At 64.5% G+C, this 18404-nt stretch carries 16 protein-coding genes; 1 reads left to right on the forward strand and 15 read right to left on the reverse strand.

Annotated features, from left to right (window positions below; translation table 11 throughout):
* Positions 1–22: 22 nt before the first annotated feature.
* From CDV44_RS13385 to CDV44_RS13440, 12 genes are all read right to left on the reverse strand, one after another.
* Positions 23–1327, reverse strand: coding sequence for an ABC transporter substrate-binding protein (locus CDV44_RS13385; RefSeq protein ID WP_087688442.1), 1305 nt, complete (start codon positions 1325–1327; stop codon positions 23–25).
* A gap of 92 nt (positions 1328–1419) precedes the next feature.
* Entirely contained in the window at positions 1420–2634 is a 1215-nt protein-coding gene (locus CDV44_RS13390; protein WP_087688443.1) for an ABC transporter ATP-binding protein, read from the reverse strand.
* A gap of 137 nt (positions 2635–2771) precedes the next feature.
* The gene (locus CDV44_RS13395; protein ID WP_087688444.1) at positions 2772–3641 is read right to left on the reverse strand and encodes a carboxylesterase; all 870 of its coding nucleotides are present in this window, start codon (positions 3639–3641) and stop codon (positions 2772–2774) included.
* 2 nt (positions 3642–3643) lie between these two features.
* Positions 3644–4525: a DUF4118 domain-containing protein gene (locus CDV44_RS13400; RefSeq protein ID WP_087688445.1), complete on the reverse strand. Its 882-nt coding sequence runs from the start codon at positions 4523–4525 to the stop codon at positions 3644–3646.
* A gap of 271 nt (positions 4526–4796) precedes the next feature.
* On the reverse strand, positions 4797–5615 hold the full coding sequence (locus CDV44_RS13405; RefSeq protein WP_058379663.1) for a M55 family metallopeptidase: 819 nt from the start codon (positions 5613–5615) through the stop codon (positions 4797–4799).
* Between the two features lie 88 nt (positions 5616–5703).
* Positions 5704–6825, reverse strand: coding sequence for a P1 family peptidase (locus CDV44_RS13410; RefSeq protein WP_249277536.1), 1122 nt, complete (start codon positions 6823–6825; stop codon positions 5704–5706).
* Positions 6826–6844: 19 nt separating this feature from the next.
* Positions 6845–7750: a glutathione ABC transporter permease GsiD gene (gsiD, locus tag CDV44_RS13415; RefSeq protein WP_058379665.1), complete on the reverse strand. Its 906-nt coding sequence runs from the start codon at positions 7748–7750 to the stop codon at positions 6845–6847.
* Positions 7751–7760: 10 nt separating this feature from the next.
* Positions 7761–8681: a glutathione ABC transporter permease GsiC gene (gene gsiC, locus CDV44_RS13420; RefSeq protein WP_058379666.1), complete on the reverse strand. Its 921-nt coding sequence runs from the start codon at positions 8679–8681 to the stop codon at positions 7761–7763.
* Between the two features lie 138 nt (positions 8682–8819).
* Positions 8820–10379, reverse strand: a complete 1560-nt coding sequence (gsiB, locus tag CDV44_RS13425; protein ID WP_087688446.1) for a glutathione ABC transporter substrate-binding protein GsiB — start codon at positions 10377–10379, stop codon at positions 8820–8822.
* Between the two features lie 137 nt (positions 10380–10516).
* Positions 10517–12403, reverse strand: coding sequence for a dipeptide ABC transporter ATP-binding protein (locus tag CDV44_RS13430; protein WP_087688447.1), 1887 nt, complete (start codon positions 12401–12403; stop codon positions 10517–10519).
* Between the two features lie 95 nt (positions 12404–12498).
* Positions 12499–13479, reverse strand: coding sequence for an isoaspartyl peptidase/L-asparaginase family protein (locus tag CDV44_RS13435; RefSeq protein ID WP_087688448.1), 981 nt, complete (start codon positions 13477–13479; stop codon positions 12499–12501).
* The gene (locus tag CDV44_RS13440) at positions 13476–14609 is read right to left on the reverse strand and encodes a MurR/RpiR family transcriptional regulator (RefSeq protein ID WP_087688759.1); all 1134 of its coding nucleotides are present in this window, start codon (positions 14607–14609) and stop codon (positions 13476–13478) included. Before CDV44_RS13440 ends, CDV44_RS13435 begins: the two co-directional genes overlap by 4 nt.
* A 510-nt stretch (positions 14610–15119) precedes the next feature.
* On the opposite strand from CDV44_RS13440, the gene CDV44_RS13445 reads away from it, so the two are divergent.
* Positions 15120–15383 carry a hypothetical protein gene (locus CDV44_RS13445; protein WP_087688449.1) on the forward strand — a complete coding sequence of 88 codons (264 nt, stop codon included), beginning with the start codon at positions 15120–15122 and terminating at the stop codon, positions 15381–15383.
* 39 nt (positions 15384–15422) lie between these two features.
* Here CDV44_RS13445 and CDV44_RS13450 read toward each other — a convergent pair whose 3' ends face one another.
* From CDV44_RS13450 to CDV44_RS13460, 3 genes are all read right to left on the reverse strand, one after another.
* Positions 15423–15980 (reverse strand): YggT family protein, encoded by a 558-nt coding sequence (locus CDV44_RS13450; RefSeq protein WP_087688450.1) that lies wholly within the window; start codon positions 15978–15980, stop codon positions 15423–15425.
* Positions 15981–16044: 64 nt separating this feature from the next.
* Positions 16045–17166, reverse strand: a complete 1122-nt coding sequence (locus tag CDV44_RS13455; RefSeq protein ID WP_087688451.1) for an enoyl-CoA hydratase/isomerase family protein — start codon at positions 17164–17166, stop codon at positions 16045–16047.
* A 95-nt stretch (positions 17167–17261) separates the two neighbouring features.
* Positions 17262–18395 carry an acyl-CoA dehydrogenase family protein gene (locus tag CDV44_RS13460; RefSeq protein ID WP_087688452.1) on the reverse strand — a complete coding sequence of 378 codons (1134 nt, stop codon included), beginning with the start codon at positions 18393–18395 and terminating at the stop codon, positions 17262–17264.
* Positions 18396–18404: the final 9 nt, after the last annotated feature.

Here is an 18404-nt window from a genome sequence, read left to right on the forward strand (position 1 = left end):
ATGTCGCGGTCCCGCATTTCAATTAGCGAGCGTAAGCACGCAGGATGCGATCCGATTCGCGTTGCGCATCGTCAAGCGCCTGCTTCGGCGACTTGGTGCCCGTCAACGCGGCTTGCAGCGCGTCGTTGAGCGCCTTGGTCACGCGCTGGTTGTCGTGCGTCGAGAACTCGGCGACGCTGCTGCCCAGTTGATCGCGCGCGACCGCCGCTGCCGGCACCTTCTGCACGTATTGCTTCATCGCCGGGGTCTCCCATGCGGCCGGCGTCACGGCCACATAGCCCGTGTCGATACCGAACTGCGCCGCACGCTCCGGCGTGGTGGCCCACTTGATGAAGGTCATCGCTGCCTGCTTCTCTTCCGGCGTGCTCTTCTTGAACACGTAGAAGTTGCCGCCGCCGGTCGGGCTGCCGCCGCGCACCTTCGCCGGCATCTTGCCCACGCCGAACGGGAACGTGGCGTTGGTGCGAATGTTGGTCAGGTTGCCCGTGGTCGTGTAGATGATCGCGGCCTTCTTCTCGAGGAAGTCCTTCGGCGTGGTGCCCCACTCGATCGACCCCGTCGGCATGGCCTTGTACTTGGTCGCGAGATCCACCCAGTACTGGAGCGATTCGACCGCTTGCGGCGCATTCAGGAACGTCTTGGTACCCGACGCGTTCATAAGCTCGATACCGGCCGGCGTGGTGAACGCCTGGAACAGCCAGTAACCGAAGCCCGTCGACGGCACCTTGATCCCCCACTGCGTCACGTTGCCCGACGCATCGCGCTTGGTCAGCTTCTGCGCGTAGGCGGCAAGTTCTTCCCAGTTGGCCGGGGCACGATCCGGGTCGAGACCGGCTTCACGGAACAGGTCCTTGTTCCAGTACATCACAATGGTCGAACGCTGGAACGGCACGCCCCACGTGTGACCGTTGATGCGCGAGTTCATCATCAGCGCCGGGTAGAAGCCGTCGAGCCACTGCTTGTCGGCCGGCGTGCTGGCGATGCTGTCGATCGGCACCACGGCATCTTCGTCGATGAGCGTGAACACGTCAGCGGCGGCCAGGACGGCCAGTTGCGGCGGCGTGCCGGCCTTGGCGGCCGTCAGTGCCTTGACCACCGAATCCTGATAGGTCCCGGCGTAGACCGGCTTGAGCTTGATGTTCGGATGATCTTTTTCGAAGTCGGCCACCAGATCGTTGATGATCTTGGTCACCGGGCCGCCAACGGCCACCGGGTAGTAGAACGTCAGTTCGACCGGCTTTTGCTGCGCCATGGCCGAGGTCGTCAGGCCGCCCATTGCCAGTGCGGCAAGACTGGCCGCAAACGTTTTCAGAATCGTGCGTCGCATGTCGCTTGGTTCCCCATGAAAGCGTGGTGGTGTGACTCGTAGTTTTGTGGTGATCCGCCGAAGCCGTGCGCGTGGTGCGCCGGTCAGGCGTGTTATGCGGTGGTCGCGGTGGCCGCTGCCGTCGTGGCTTGCAGCGTGGCCGGCGGCACCATCGTCGCGAGTGACGCAGGCGCATCGGCCACGTCAGGCGTGTCGTCCCCGGCGGCGGCAGTGGCGGCAGTGGCGTGGTGCCCCTGCCCTGCCGCCAGACTCGTGCGCAAGCCGGTGTCGACGTCGAACAAGTGCTGATCGGCGGCATCCCATTGCAGGCCGATGGCGTCGCCCGGTGCAAACGGACGATGCCCCGGCACGCGCGTGGCGATCTCACCCGCCGCGCCCAGCGTGCAGGCAACCAACGTGTCCGCGCCGAGATATTCGACCGCGCTCACGGTGGCAAGTACGGCCCCCACGGACGTCGGCGGCACGGCGAAGACATGTTCCGGGCGCAGGCCCAGCAGCGCACGCTCCCGTGCGCCCGCCGAGGCGAGTGCCGGGCCGGTCTGGCCCGCCGGCACCAGCGCTTCGCCATGACGCACCAGTTGCAGCAACTGCATCGGCGGCGTGCCGATAAAGCTCGCAGCAAAGCGGGTTGCGGGGGCGGTGTAAAGGGATTGCGGTGCGCCGGCCTGTTCGATGCGGCCGTCGCGCAGCAGCACGACCTGATCGGCCATGCTCATGGCTTCGGTCTGATCGTGGGTCACATAGACCAGCGTCATGCCGAGCTTTTGTTGAAGCGCACGAATCTCGCGACGCATCTCCTGACGCAGTTGCGCGTCGAGATTCGAGAGCGGTTCGTCCATCAGGCAGACCGACGTCTCCGCAATCACAGCGCGGCCCAGTGCCACGCGTTGCTGCTGACCGCCGGAGAGTTGCGAAGGCTTGCGATCCAGATAGGGCGCGAGGCCCAGCAGGTCGGCCACGCGGGCCAGACGCTGCGGGTAGCCGCTGGACGGCTCTCCACGCACGCGCAAGCCGAACAGCAGGTTCTCGCGCACCGACAGATGCGGGAACAGCGCATACGACTGGAACACCATCGAGAGCTTGCGACGCGCGGGCGGCAGATGGGTCACGTCGGTGTCGCCGAGCAGAATACGGCCGCTGCTTGGCGTCTCGAGGCCCGCGATCATGCGCAGCAGCGTCGATTTGCCGCAACCCGACGGGCCGAGCAGCACCACGAGCGAGCCAGCCTCAGCGGAAAAGCTCACCTCGTGAAGCGCGTGGGTATCGCCCCATTGCTTGCTGACGGAATCGATGGTGAGCGATGACATGGCCGGATATGCAGGAGCCCTGACGGGCGCCGGGATCGTAAAACCCCGACCATAACCGGCCATCGATGGCAGTTTGATGACATGTCACATCCCCGGTATTGCACGGGGTTGGGGCCGCTCCCCCCTAACGTTGTGACTTACGCTGCCGCCTGACGGCGCTTGGCGCGCAGCAGCGCCTTGGAGATGATGCGCGTCTCGGTCGACGCCGCACCGGTGCGACGTGCCACGGCGTCGCGGAAAAAGCGGCGCGTCTCGTCGGCCACGGTCTCGCGCTCGTTGTCCATCGTCAGGATGTGATAGCTCTCACTGAGCAAGCACTTCTGCTTCACTTCCGACGACACACCGTCGTAGACGATGCGGGCGTTGTGCGGGCTCGACGTGTCGTCGTCGACTGCGTGAATCACCAGACAGTCGGCAGTGACGCGATCCAACCGGCGACGCACATGCGCGGCCAGCCGGCGCGCGTGATACAGATGCGCGAGCGGCAGCGACGCGGCACCGATTTCCGACGCGTCGTGCTGCGACATGGACTTGGCCACGCGCGCACGCAAGGCTTCGTTCTTCAGCCCGTACGGCGCTTTCTCGTGATACCGGTAGCGATGACGGAACGGCGTGTGGAAGACCAGATCGATGAGCGGGTAGTACCAGGGAATGGTCCAGCCGTCGTACACCAGCGTGACCGCCAGCAGCGAGAGCGCCGCCACGTCCTCTTCTTCCTGCGCGACGGCCAGACTCAGCGTGGCGCCGATGCACAGCCCGCAAAGCGACACGGTCTCATGCGTCTCGCGCAACTCGCGGTACTTGGCCCGCGCGGCGGCGATCCATGAACGCCAGTCGCTGCAAGGCGCGCCGAGGCCGTAGCCTTCGATATGCGGCACCGAGACGGTGTAGCCCTCACGATGCAGCGCACGTGCGACGGGACGCATTTCGAGCGGCGTGCTCGACAGTCCCGGCAGCAGCAGCACCGCGTGTTCGCCACCCTTGTAATAGATATCTTCTTGAAACATGCTCAAACTCCGCCCGAGACGACCGGCGCCTCTTTAACTTCGCGCGCATTCGCAGCGGGCGTGAGCGTATGCAACGGGGTGACCGGACGCACGGCCGGCCCCGAATGCAGACGCAAAATGACATACGTCCCCAGATGGGCCTGAAAGTATTGCAGTTCGCAGGCAAACATCTCATAGCCGCCGTCGCGGCTCAGCATGCGCAGGTTGTGGGCGCCGTGTTGCGGGCGCTGCGCATCGGGATTGAACAACCCGGCCAGACGCCGTGCGTCCTCCGGATGCAGCAAGGCACGCAGGCCGTCGCGCTTGACGACATCCGGCGCAACACCGGTCGCACGACGAAAATGCTCGTCGATGAACTCGTAGTGGGTGGTCGGGTTCGCCAGATAGAAGATCGTATCCAGATGCTTGGTCAGATACGTCATCAGCGCGTTGCTCAACTGCACCGAGTCGGACAGCACCATGCGCTCGTTCTCGGCGCGCAGCAGCATTTCGTAGCGCGTCTGGGCCACTTCGGCGATCAGTTCAGCCCGGTATTGCGCGCGGCGCAGGCGTTCGATGAGCACGACAGCGAGCGGCGTGATCGTCAGAAAGCCCGTGACGATCATCACGTCGCGACGGTCGAGCATCGCGATGTCGCGAAACGGCGGCACGAAGAAGAAATCGAAAATGGGGATGCTGATGACCATCGCCATCAGGGCCGGGCCGATGCCCCAAATGAATTCGACGATGATAACGGCGCAAGCGAAGAAGATACCCGGCATCGAGTGATCAAGCACCGGATGCAAGAGGCTGCGAAAGAGAAACGCAGCAAATACCACCATCAATGCCCCGGCATAGCGCTTGGCGCCGGGCTCCGCCCAACGTCGGGCGTTTCTGATATCCATGATTCCCCGTCGGTCATGGCCGACGCTCAACAATCCACAGACATGACCGCAGCGGTCGCCTGTTACAAAATATTACGGATTATCGCACGGCACCCAAAACGCGTCGGCTGTCCCAAACCCTAACTCAGTCGCTTCTTAACAACAGCGCAGTGGATGCCCGGCTGGCATGGGTTTGCCGCGAGTTTCCCGGTTCAGCGTCCCGCCGTTGCCCTCATGGGAAAGACACTGGCGGCATTAGGGTCAGGGGCAGTCGAGAGGGGAAACCGGGCGATTACCGCAGCATCGACGACATCGCCGAGAGGCAGTTGAGCATGCGCACGGCGGCCTCGACCGTGGGTGCCGTGAACTGGAGTGTCACGCCATCGACACGTTCCAGCGTGGGCCACTGGCAGAACAGATCGGCCAGCGCCGTGGTTTGCGCTTGCACGCGCACCTCCACCGGCACCGCCACCTGATAGGGGTGCCATTTGCGCCGGTCGCTCAGCGACTCCCGGGCGGCCTCGCGAATCAGCTCGCACGACTCGCGCGGGTTGAGCGTCATGCCGCTGCCCTGCCCCCATGCCGCCTTCGTCTGGACGAACCGCACATGCGGAAAGATCAGTTGCGTCTCGTCGCAGAACACGTCGTCGCCGCTGGCCATCACCACCGGCACGCCACGCTCGCCGGCCAGCGCACCGTATAGGCGCGCTTCGCTGGCTTCTTCACCCGCCAGCCAGACCCGTGCGAACGCAAAGCTGTTGATCGTGTGCGCGAGAATCCCCGCGCTCTGGGCCTTGCCGTGATAACCGACCATGAAAATGGCGTCGCAACCCGCTTCCACACCGGCCACCATGCCCAGATAGCGCGGCTTGCCGAGCACCAGACGGGCACGCGGGTCGAGCTCGTCGGGCAGCAGGTTCCGGAAGCCGCCGTGCGAGTCGTTGACCATCACCTCGGTCGCGCCGCCCTCGAACGCCCCGAGGACAGCGGCGTTCGCCTCCTGCGTCATCCAGCGCCGGGCGCGTTCGTACTCGCCATTACCGGCGCGGGTCTGTTCGGGATGGAAGACGCCGGCGACGCCCTCGATGTCGGTGGAGATCAGGATTCGCATGATGTCAGCTATTCGGGGGGCCTTGGGTGGCCCAATCGGGTTGAGGCGAGATCCCGGATCAAGCCGGAATCAGGCGGAAATCAGGGGTTCAAAGCGCCGCCCAGTCGGGCAGCACATCGGCGAGCGCACGGCGCACATGGCCATTGCGCCCGAGCACCGACTCGGCGGCAAAGAGCGCGTGCAGAATGGCCTGCTCGGTCGCGTCGGCCGTCGCCTGAAAAATGGGGTCGAGCAAGGGGTCGGGCACCAGCGCCGCAGGCGCAACCCGCCCTTGCGCGTCGTGCGCCGTCGTATAACCGGTGGTGAACGCCAGCGCAACATCGCCGCTGCCGTGTCCGTAGACCGAGCCCGTGCGGGCCAGCCCGGCGGCCGTGCGCGTGGCGACGCGGCGCAACTGGCGGGCGTCGAGCGGCGCATCGGTGGCCACCAGCATGATGATCGAGCCGCGCTCGGGTGCCGCGCTCTGCTCGGGTTGTGCCAGACGTTCGTCGAGTACGGCGCCGACGTGGCGCCCGGCAATGGTCAGTTGCGACGGGCGGCCGAAATTGGATAGCACCAGCACACCCACGGTAAAGGTCGCCCCCGCCGTTTCGACCACGCGCGAGGACGAGCCGATGCCGCCCTTCAGACCGAAGCTCGACATCCCGCGCCCTGCCCCGACGGCGCCCTGTGCAAAGTCGACCGAGGCGCTGGCCAGCGCCTGCGCGTAGTGGTCTTCGGTCACCGCGAACGCCTGCATATCATTCAGATAGCCGTCGTTGCATTCGAGCACGGTCGGGTTGAGCGACGGCGCACCGCGTCCGATCGTCGGGTTCGCCTCGATGGCAGCACGCAACTGCCCGAGGACGACATGGCTGACAGAGAACGTATTGGTCAGGGCGATGGGCGCTTCGATCACGCCGAGTTCGTCGATCTGCATCAGACCGACGCTCTTGCCGAAACCGTTGATGACGGCGGCGGCGGCGGGAATTCTGGCGCGGAACGGGTCCCACGCGGGCGGCGGTACCGTATCGTGAGCAGTTCCGGACAACCCTTCGGCCGGCGTCGGACAGACCACCGTCACGCCCGTCTGGATCGCCCCCTCGGCGAGGGTGGCATGCCCGACGAATACGCCGGGCACATCGGTGATGGCATCGCGCGGGCCGGCCGGCAGAAGCCCGACGTGCGGCGCGCCGAAAGAGGTTTCGCGCAAGTCTGGCGTCTGCATCATGACAAGCCCTGTCAAATGCTCAGTGTCGGTCGAGCTTCGGATCGAGCGCGTCGCGCAGGCCGTCGCCGAGCAGGTTGAACGCGAGCACGGTCAGGAAAATGGCCAGGCTCGGGAAGATGGCGATATGCGGTGCGTTGACCATGTCGGCCCGCGCCTCGTTAAGCATGGCGCCCCACTCCGGCGTGGGCGGTTGCGCGCCCAGACCGAGGAACGACAGACTCGCGGCCGTGATGATCGACGTGCCGATACGCATCGAGAAGTACACCACAATCGACGATACCGTGCCCGGCAGGATGTGCCGCATGATGATCGTCCAGTCGGAAGCACCGATCGAGCGCGCCGCCTCGATGTACGTCATGTGCTTGAGCACGAGCGTGTTGCCGCGCACCAGCCGCGCAAACGCCGGGATCGAGAAGATCGCGACAGCCACGATCACGTTGACCATGCCGTTACCCAGCACGGCCACCACGCCGATGGCGAGCAAGATGCCCGGGAAGGCGAACAGCACGTCGGAAATACGCATGACGATGCGGTCCCACCAGCCTTCGTAATAGCCCGCGAGCAGGCCCAGCACCGTGCCGATGATCGCCCCGATAGCCACCGAGCCGAAACCCGCCGCCAGCGAGATGCGCGTGCCCGCGAGCACCCGGCTGAAGATGTCGCGGCCGAGCGAGTCGACGCCGAACCAGTGTTTGGCCGACGGGCCGGCATTCAGCGCGTCGTAATCGAAGAAGTTCTCCGGATCGAACGGCACCAGATGTGGCGCCAGAATGGCGATGAGGACGAGCAGCAGCACGAAACCACCCGCGACGAGCGCGATGTGCTGCTTCTTGAACTTGCGCCAGAATTCGCGCCACGGGGTGCGCACGCGATTGGCATTGGCCGCAGCGGCCGGTGTTGCAGTCGTAGGTTGACCCGCGCTCATTATGCGTGCCTCACTTGTAGCGAATGGTCGGGTTGATGACGGCGTACAGCACGTCGACCACGAGGTTGATCAGAATGAACTCGAGCGAGAACAACAGCACCAGCGCTTGAATCACGGGGTAGTCGCGCATCTCGACCGAATCGACCAGCAGGCGTCCAAGACCCGGCCAGTTGAATACCACCTCGACGACAATCGAGCCGCCGAGCAGAAAACCGAACTGCAAACCCATCATCGTGATGACGGGAATCATGGCGTTGCGCAGCGCGTGCTTGAACACCACGCGCATTTCGTTCAGGCCCTTCGCACGTGCGGTGCGCACGAAGTCTTCGTGCAGCACTTCGACGAAAGCCGAGCGGGTGAAGCGTGCCATCACGGCGGCCACGGCCGCACCCAGCGTGATCGAGGGCAGGATGTAGCTCTTCCACGAATCGGCGCCCATGGTGGGCAGCCAGCCGAGTTGCACCGAAAACACCTGCATGAGCAGCATGCCCATGGCGAACGCCGGGAACGAGATGCCCGAGACCGCCAGCGTCATGCCGAGCCGGTCGGGCCAGCGATTACGCCACACGGCCGAGGCCACCCCGATACCCATGCCGATCACCACCGACCAGATCATGCTGACCAGGGTGAGCCACAGCGTGGGCATGAAGCGGCTGCTGATTTCTTCCGAAACCGGCTGCTTGCTGCGCATCGACAGGCCGAAATCGCCGCGCACCGCGTGCGTGACGAAGTACGTGAACTGGGACAGCAGCGGCTTGTCGAGGCCGAGGTCCTGACGCACCAGCGCCACGGTCGCCTCGTCCGCCTGCGGGCCGGCCGCCAGACGCGCCGGGTCGCCCGGCAACATGTGCACGAACGCGAACACCAGCACCGCCACGATCAGTAGCGTGGGGATCAGGCCGAGCAGGCGTTTGAAAAAGTAATTGAGCATCGCAGTCTTGCCGAACGTCTTACCAAACCAGGTCTCTCTCGCGGCTATCGGAGGCGCGGTGCCTGCCGGGTTGCCGGTAAATCCGCGCCGCCACGGTATGTCGATGGCGGCGCGGGCACTTCAGACTCGCCGTCCTGCTTACTTCATCGAAATGTCGGTGAAGTTGAACGAGCCGTCAGGCATGGTGTACACGCCCGTCAGGTTCTTGTTGCGTGCGTACAGCAGCTTTTCCGTCACGAGGAACGCCCACGGCGCATCGTTCCAGATCTTCTGTTGCGCGTCGGTGTAGAGCTTGGTCTTCTCGGCACGGTCGGTCGTGAGCAGCGCCTTGTTGAAGTCGGCATCCACAGCGTCGTTCTTGTAGTACGCGGTGTTGAACAGCTTCGGCGGGAACGACTCCGAGCTCAGCAGCGGACGCAGCGCCCAGTCGGCTTCACCCGTCGACGACGACCAGCCCACGTAGTACATGCGCACCGGTGCCTTCTCGGCATCCGGGGCCGACTCGACCAGCTCGACACGCTGACCGGCTTCGAGGGCGCGCACTTGCGCCTTGATGCCGACTTGCGCCAGTTGCTGCTGCACGAACTGGATCACCTTCTGGGCCGTGGTGAACGTGTAGGCCGACCACAGCGTGGTCTCGAAACCGTTCGGGTAACCGGCTTCCTTGAGCAGTTCCTTCGCCTTGGCCGGGTTGTAAGGCCACGGGCCCGTCTTGGTCGCGAAGTCCACGCCCTGCGGCACCACACCCTCGGCCGGCGTCGCGTAGCCCGAGAAGGCCACCTTCACCAATGCTTCCTTGTTGATGGCGTAGTTAATGGCCTGACGCACGCGCACGTCGTCGAACGGCTTCTGCTTCGTGTTGAAGCTCACGTAGCGCTGAATGATCGACGGGCCGGCGATCACGTCAACCTTGCCGCTGGCCTTCAGGCCGTCAGCTTGTTCGTACGGCACCGGGAAGGCGAAGCCGGCTTCGCCGGTCTGCATCACGGCAGCGCGCGTGTTGTTGTCGACCACCGGCTTGAAGGTGATCGTGTCGACCTTCGGGTAGCCCTTCTTCCAGTAGCCGTCAAACTTCTTCACCTTCACGTAGTCGGTACGGTTCCATTCGACGAATTCGAACGGGCCCGTGCCGACCGGGTGCGAGGCGATGTCCTTGCCGTACTTCTTGAGCGCTTCCGGCGAGATGATCACGGCCGACGGGTGCGCCAGTGTGTTGATGAACGGCGAGAACGGCTCTTTCAGCGTGAACTTCACCGTATGGGCATCGACCGCTTCCGTCTTGGCGATTTCCTTGTACAGGTTGTAGCGCTTGAGCTTGTTGTCCGGGTTCGTCACGCGGTCGAAGTTCGCCTTGACGGCGGCGGCATCGAAATTCGTGCCGTCCTGGAACTTCACGCCCGACTTGAGCTTGATCGTGTAGACGAGGCCGTCCGGCGAGACCGTGTAGCTATCGGCCAGCACGTTGACGAGCTTCATGTCCTTGTCGAAGCCGAACATGCCTTCGTAGAACGACTTGGCGACGGCCTGCGACAGCGTGTCGTTGGCGTCGTAAGGATCCATCGTCGTGAAGGTCGACTGCACGGCCATCACGACATCCTTGGCGGCAAACGCCGGAGCTGCGCCGAGCACGGCGGACGCCACGGCGACGGACGCGAGCGCGGTTTTCCAGCGAGCGCCCAGCAAAGCGGTTTTCGACATCTGTCTTTCTCCTTCTGGTCTGACGGGGTCGCCGCGAGCGGAGTCTCTGGACTCCGGCCCTTGGCGGGCATTGTTATTACTGAAACAAAGTACTGCCTGAACCACCGGGGAAACCCCCGAAACACTCACAACATCAATCAGTACGCACCGGCAACGCGATGACGTGCCACGTAGTGCCCCGCGCCCACTTCCACCAGCGGCTGCACCTGCGGCTCGTCCCCCACGGCGCGAATCGGGCTCGGGATTTCTTCCGTGAGCAATTCGCGCTTGGTGTGACGACGTGACGGATCGGCAATCGGCACCGCCGACATGAGCTTCTTCGTGTACGGGTGCTGCGGATTCTCGAAGATCGCCCGGCGCGGGCCAATCTCGACGATCTGGCCAAGGAACATCACCGCCACCCGGTGGCTGATGCGCTCGACCACGGCCATATCGTGCGAGATGAACAGGAACGCGATGCCGAACTCTTTCTGCAAGTCGAGCATCAGGTTGATGATCTGGGCCTGCACCGACACGTCGAGCGCCGAGACGGATTCGTCGGCGATCACGACCTTCGGCTTGAGTGCGAGGGCGCGCGCGATGGCAATACGCTGACGCTGGCCACCCGAGAATTCATGCGGGTAGCGCTGCGCATAATCCGCGGGCAGGCCGACGCGCTCCAGCAGTTCGGCCACACGTTTTTCGGCTTCGGCACCGCTGGCGACGCCGTGCACGAGCAGCGGCTCCATGATCGAGAAGCCGACCGTGAGGCGCGGATCGAGCGAGGCGAACGGGTCTTGGAAAATGAACTGGATATCGCGGCGCAGCGTCTGCAACGCACGCCCGGCGAGATCCTGAATCGGCTTGCCATTGAATTCGATCGAACCGCCCTGGCTCGCCACCAGACGCAGCAAGGCGCGCCCCGTGGTCGACTTGCCGCAGCCCGACTCGCCCACGAGGCCGAGTGTCTCGCCCGGATACAGATCGAAACTCACGCGCTCCACGGCGTGCACGCGCTGCTTCACGCTGCCGAAGAAACCCGACGGCACATCGAAGCGGGCGATCAGATCCTTCACGCGCAGAATCGGGCCGGCGTCGGTCTTGACGGTCGGTTGGGGTGTCTCGGCGACGGGCTTGGCGTCGGCCGGTGCGTCGTAGCGCAGCAGCGGGAAACGCGCCGGCAAGTCGGTGCCCTGCATCGAGCCCAGACGCGGCACGGCCGAGAGCAGTGCCTGCGTGTAGCGCTCGCGCGGTGCGCTGAAGATTTCCTGCGACGGACCGGCTTCCACCTTGTCGCCACGGTGCATCACGAGCACGCGGTCGGCCACCTCCGCCACCACACCCATGTCGTGCGTGATGAAGACCACGCCCATGTGCATCTCGTCTTGCAAGGCGCGAATCAGTTGCAGAATCTGCGCCTGAATCGTCACGTCGAGCGCGGTCGTGGGTTCGTCGGCGATCAGAATGCCCGGCTTGCACGACAACGCCATGGCGATCATCACGCGCTGGCGCATGCCGCCCGAGAGTTGATGCGGAAAGCGGCCCAGCACGCGGCGGGCTTCGGGAATGCGAACGAGTTCGAGCATGCGCAGCGCTTCGGCACGCGCAGCGGCGTGGTCCTTGTGCTGGTGCAGGCGAATCGATTCGGCAATCTGTTCGCCTACCGGGAACACCGGGTTGAGCGAGGTCATCGGCTCCTGGAAGATCATCGCCATGTCGGCACCACGGATGGTGCGCATGGTATGACCACTGGCCTTGGTCAGATCGACCAGCTTGCCGTTACGGCGGCGCATGATCATCGAGCCTTGAATGATCTTGCCGCCGCCGTTCTCCACCAGCCGCATGGCGGTGAGCGAGGTCACTGATTTGCCGGAACCGGATTCGCCGACGATGGCGAGGGTCTCGCCGCGATCGACATGGAATGACAGGTCGCGCACCGCCGTCACCACGCGCTCTGAGGTGGCGAACTGCACGGTGAGGCCGTCGACGGCGAGCACGCGCTCATCGGGCAACGAAATCGTAGGGGTTGTCTTGCGCTCTGCCACGCCTGTCCTCGCTAATCTACGCTTGCTGATACTTGTTGATGCTTGCTGATGCTGACCAATACTGACTTGATGCGGTACTGATGGTGAATCCGGGGTTACTCGTGGATCGCCGTCACGGGCGTCTCGCCCACGCGTGCAACACCGCGATACATGCCTTCGGTATTGAACGGCAGCGCCACATTGCCTTGCGCATCGACGGCAATCAGGCCGCCTCGGCCCTGCACTCTCGGCAGACGCTCGTTGACGACACGATCGGCCGCATCGGTCAGCGACAGGCCGGCGTAGGCCATCAACGCGCCCACTTCATAGCAGGCCACCGCACGAATGAAGGCCTCGCCCGTGCCGGTGGCCGACACCGCGGCCGTGGCGTCGTTGGCATAGCAACCGGCACCGATGAGCGGCGAATCGCCCACACGGCCCACGGCCTTGTTCGTCATGCCGCCTGTCGACGTCGCGGCAGCCACGTGACCGTGGATATCGCAGGCAACAGCGCCGACGGTGCCGAACTTCGTGTCCGGGTCGATGGGCTCAATCGGTTCGCCCGAGGCGCCATCGCGCTTGAGCGGCATGTCGTGGTCGAGCGCCACGGCGGCGTCGGCCCGTGCGCGCTGCCATTGGGCGTAGCGTGCGTCGGTATGGAAATATTCCGGCCCGACCATCTCGGCGCCGTGGGCCTCAACGAAGGCTTCGGCGCCCTCACCCACCAGCAGCACGTGCGGGCTGTGCTCCAGCACTGAGCGGGCGGCGAGAATCGGGTTGCGCACGCGATGCACGCAAGCGATGGCACCGGCGTCGAGCGTCGTGCCGTCCATGATCGCGGCGTCGAGTTCGTGCGTGCCTTCGTGCGTGAACACGGCACCGCGCCCGGCGTTGAAACGCGGGCAATCTTCCAGACGGCGCACGGCTTCGGTCACGGCGTCGAGGGCCGAGCCACCGGCGGCCAGCACGGCCTGTCCGGCGCGCAGCACGTCGGCCAATGCCTCGTGGTAAGCCTTGAGTTCTTCGGGCGACGTGTCGCGGCTGATCGTGCCTGCCCCGCCATGAATGGCGATGACGGCGCGTTGTGGGGTGCTCATGATGCCTTGTCCTTTCTTTCCTGACCGCCCTGCGTCGTCTTGGGCAGCGCGGTCGATGAGGTCGGGTTCGTGGCCGCTGCGGCCGTAGCGGCCGATGCAGCGGCGTTCGTATGCGGGGGCGTGGCGTTGGCAGCGATGGACGCAATCGTTGCGCCCTGCGGCGTGGCGACGCGCCCAACCACCGAACCGACAACGGGGGTATTGGCCGGTACGTTGACGGGGGCATTCGCCGACGCGGCGGCCGAAGCCACCGATGCCGAGTCGAGCCACGGCAACAGGAAGTCGGTCAGTTCGGTGGCACGGTCCACCGCGTGCTTGGCGCGCTGCGCGACGGCATCGCACAACGCGTCGATCATGGCGAGCACGCTCGCTTCCGAGTTGCTCGATAACCGGGGTTTGCTTCGCACGAAGATGACGATGTCGCCCAGCGGCGCCAACGGCGAGGTCGGACTGTCGGTCAGCACCAGCAGCGGCACACCCCGACCGCGCAACCGGCGGCACAACGTAATCGTGTCGGTCACATAGCGCGGAAAACCGAGCGCGATCACCAGATCGCCTTCGCGCAGCTTGAAGAGTTGGCGCGCCGCGTGCGTCGAGCCGCCCGCGCCCACGACTGCCTGCACGTTCTCGCAATACGGGTCGAGGCCGTGATGCAGCAAACCGGCCAGATAACCACTGGCCCCCAGCCCCAGCACGTGGATGCGGCGCGCTTGCAAGATCGTGTCGACAGCTCGCTCGCACGTGCTCGCGTCGAGCGTGCGGCGAGTCCAGTCGAGGTTTTCCATCGCTTGGGCGAGCGACGCGGCCATGATGTCGGCGCTGGCGCTCATTTGCGCCTTGCTCGTGCGCAGGCTTTCGATGGGGGCGAGCGTCGCTTCGAAGCCGCGCACCATCGCGGCGCGGCATTGCGGGTAGCCGTCGAAACCCAGCGCGCGGGCAAACCGGTTGACGGTGGCGAGCGACACCCCGACTGCGGCGGCGAACTCGTCGATGCGCATGGTCGCCGCCCGGAACGTGTTGTCCAGCACAAACGCCGCCATGCGCTGCTGCGCGGGCGTCAGTTCAGGCATGGCACGCACGATGCGCTCGGTGAGCGGCAGATCGGCAGGCAACGAGTCGGCGTCAATCATGGAGAAAGCGGGTCGTCCGTGGCACCGGAGTGTCACCGGTGTAAGCAAAAGTACGTGAAAGAAATTGATCGCGAATCCCTGCAACGAATCGTTCAGGACGCCAGTCATACCGTTAGTTTTTTCGTCGACTATCGGTGACATTCACGAAGTGGAAGAAAGTATATTTTCATCACGCCCTAGTCAAAAGAAAAAAAATTGATCAAATGGGGTGACATGGCTCGTCAAAATCCGGGCGATGTCCCGCAAACCCTGTCAAAACAAGGGGGAAGCTCGTCAAGCTACGTAAAATGCGGGCATACTAGGGGAAACCCGAATTCACGAACTCGCCGTACCACCGGGAGCCCGTATCGAACATCAGGCAGCAGATTCACAGGACAGTCGCATGACCGCCTGGGGAGGCTTGGTCGGAGGCGAGTCGTAACGTCGTAACACGCAGTAATCATGGCGTAGCCGTGGGCTTACATCTGCCCCGTACGCTGACGTGAAGCCATCGCCTCAAGGAGTACGACCATGCTGAGCCCGCATGAAATCGCCACGTTGATACTGGCGGCCGCATCCCTTGGACCCATCGATGCCGATGCGCTCGAACCGCCCGAACTCGCGGCGTTGGAGCAAGCCCGCCTGGTGCAGGTGGCAGTCGATGAGGGACAGACAAAAGTGACGGTGACCGAAGACGGTCATCGGGTGTTGCGTCGCCTGGGGATCGAGCCCTCGGCCGGCGAGCGTTCTGAAGCGCCGCGCATGGCAGCGCGGCGCGAGATGAAGGTCAGTTGATCTGGTAGTTGAACCGGCAGTTGCGCCGGTCGTCCCGGATCAGAGCGTTGCGAAGAACAGACTCAGGCGTGCAAGCACGATCAGCAGAATCTGCATCAGCAGGAACAGCGCCAGCGGCGACAGATCGAAGCCGCCGAGTTGCGGAATGACACGACGCAGCGGGCGCAGCAACGGATCGAGCAGCTGTTGCAGGATGGGCATGGCCACGGCGCGCGGATTCACCCACGACAGCACGGCCATCAACAGCGTCATCCACATCACCAGGTTGGCGCCCCACTTGGCGACCAGCACCAGCGCCACCAGCAAGCCACGCGGGAACACCGCGAGCGGCGACACCCCCACCACAGCAGTGATCAGCACCAGGTAGACGATAGCGCTCAACCAGGCGCCGATCACGCACGCCCAGTCGATCCCGCCCACGCCGGGCACGACTCGCCGCAACGGCAATACGAGCCAGTTCGTGAACTGGAAAATGCCCTGAGACAGGGGGTTGCCCGGAGGCAGTCGTGTGGCTTGCATCCACACGCGAAGCAACAGCAAGGCGCCGAACAGCGAGAAAACGAGATCTAGCAGCAGACGGGCGATTTCGACGAGCATCTGGACTCCAACGGATTGAGCGGTGCCCCGCAAAACCGGCATTGTCGCACGCGTTCGCCCGAGTTCACTCGTCTTTGCCCAACCCTGCCAGCGGATGCGCGCCTTCCGCCCAAGGCGACGTAAAGAACGCGTCGACCTGCGCCACCGGCACCTCGGCAATCGACGCATACCGCCAGCGCGGCTGTTTGTCCTTGTCGATCAACAGGGCGCGCACGCCTTCCACGAAGTCGCCGGATTCGAACGCGTGGTAGCCGAGCACCAACTCCATGCGAAACGCGTCGGCCAGATCGAGCCGGCGGCCCTTCTGCAACTGCCGGTCTGTCACGCACAGGCTCAGCGGCGAGCGTTGCAGCAACAGGGCGAGCGTCTCGGCCGCCCATGGCGTTGCGGTATCGGCCTGCAACGAGGCGAGGATCGCCGGCACGTCGATCGCGCTGAAATGCCGGTCGAGCGAGGCACGCACCGCAATCAGCGGTGCGGCATCGGTCCACGTACGGCCCAGAGGAAGGACGGCGGCGCGCAGTTGACCCAGCGGGTCGGCCGTGTCGCCCTTCGACCAGTCGAGTTGCCAGAGCGTCTCGCGAAGGTGCAACGGCGCATCGCCTTCGAGCCAGACATCGGCTAGCCCGCAGTAAAGCGCGTCGGCTGCCCCGATCGTCGAGCCGACCAGCCCGAGGTATCGGGCGAGCGTCGGCGCGAGGTGACCGAGAAACCAGCTCGCCCCCACATCCGGGAACAAACCAATCCCCGTTTCCGGCATCGCGAGCCGGGTCTTGTCGGTCACGATCCGCAGGCCTGCGCCTTGCGCCACGCCCATCCCTCCGCCCATCACGATGCCGTCGAGCAGCGCGAGATAGGGTTTCGGGTAACGGTGAATCAGGTAGTCGAGCCGATATTCGTCGATGAAGAAGTCGCGGTGGTGCGCGGCGTTGTTCAGACGGCTATCGTACAAAGCGCGCACATCGCCGCCTGCGCAGAAGGCCTTCTCGCCAGCCCCCTCGATCAATACCGCTCGCACGGCCGGATCATCGGCCCACGCCGTCAACTGCTGCCACATCGAACGCACCATGCCATGCGTGATGGCATTGAGCGCGCGCGGCCGGTTCAGCGTGATGACACCGAACCCGTTGATCACTTCAAACAACACTTCGTCTTGCGCCTCAACGGCGCCGTCATGCAGATTCACGTGCCCTCCTCGCGGTGTGCGGGGTTGTCGTGCCGGGTAGTCGTGCCGGGTAGTCGTGCGCGCCTGTCGTACCAACGCACGTAGACCGTACGTTCTCAGTCCAGATTGCGGGCGATCACCTGCCGTTGGATCTCGCTCGTACCTTCGTAAATCTGCGTGATGCGAGCGTCGCGATAGTGGCGCTCGACCGGATAGTCCTGAAGGTAGCCGTAGCCGCCGTGAATCTGAATCGCATGCGTACACACCGATTCCGCCAATTCCGAGGCAAAGAGCTTCGCCTGCGACGCTTCCGACAAGCACGGCAGCCCTTGCGTACGAAGTGCCGCTGCGTGGAGGATCAGGAACCGGGCGGCGTTGATACGCGTGGCCATGTCCGCGAGCATGTTGGCAATGCTCTGATGCTCCCGGATCGGCTTGCCGAATTGCTGACGCTCTCCCGAATAGCGCAACGCCGCTTCGAATGCCGCGCGTGCCACCCCCAGCGCCAGCGCCGCGATACCGATGCGCCCGCCTTCCAGATTGGACAGCGCGATCTTCAGCCCCTGCCCCGGCTCGCCGAGCAGCGCGTCATCGTCGACGGCACAATCCACCAGCGTGATCGGGCAGGTGTCCGAGGCCCGGATGCCGAGCTTGTGCTCGGGCGGTCCCACTTCGAAACCGGGGGTATCCGTCGGCACGATGAAAGCCGAGATGCCGCGCTTGCCGGCCGCCGGGTCGGTGACGGCAAAGACGATCGCCATGGCCGCCCGTTTCCCGTTCGTGACAAATTGCTTGTTGCCGTTGATGACCCACTTCCCGTCGCGGCGTTCGGCGCGCGTGCGCAGATTGTTGGCTTCCGACCCGGCCTGAGGCTCGGTCAGACAAAAGGCACCGATCTTTCGCCCGGCCGCCAGATCGGGCAGCCAGCGCTGCCGCTGCGCCTCGCTGCCGAACTTCAGAATCGGCGCACAGCCGACCGAGTTATGGACCGACATCATCGTGGCGGTCGATGCGCACCCGACGGCGATCTCTTCCATCGCCAGCGCATAGGCCGTGTAGTCGGTGTACGAGCCGCCAAACTCCTCGGGCACCATCATGCCGAGCAGGCCCAGTTCGCCCATCTGCGCCACCATGGCGTCGGGCAGTGCGCAGTCACGATCCCACTGGGCGGCATGCGGCGCGAGTTGCTCGCTCGAAAAGCTGCGCGCCATGTCGCGAATCATGCGTTGGTCTTCGGTATAGAAATCCATGCTCTGTCT

This window comes from Pandoraea sp. PE-S2R-1 (genome assembly GCF_002179865.1).
In the GTDB taxonomy this organism is placed as follows: Bacteria; Pseudomonadota; Gammaproteobacteria; order Burkholderiales; family Burkholderiaceae; genus Pandoraea.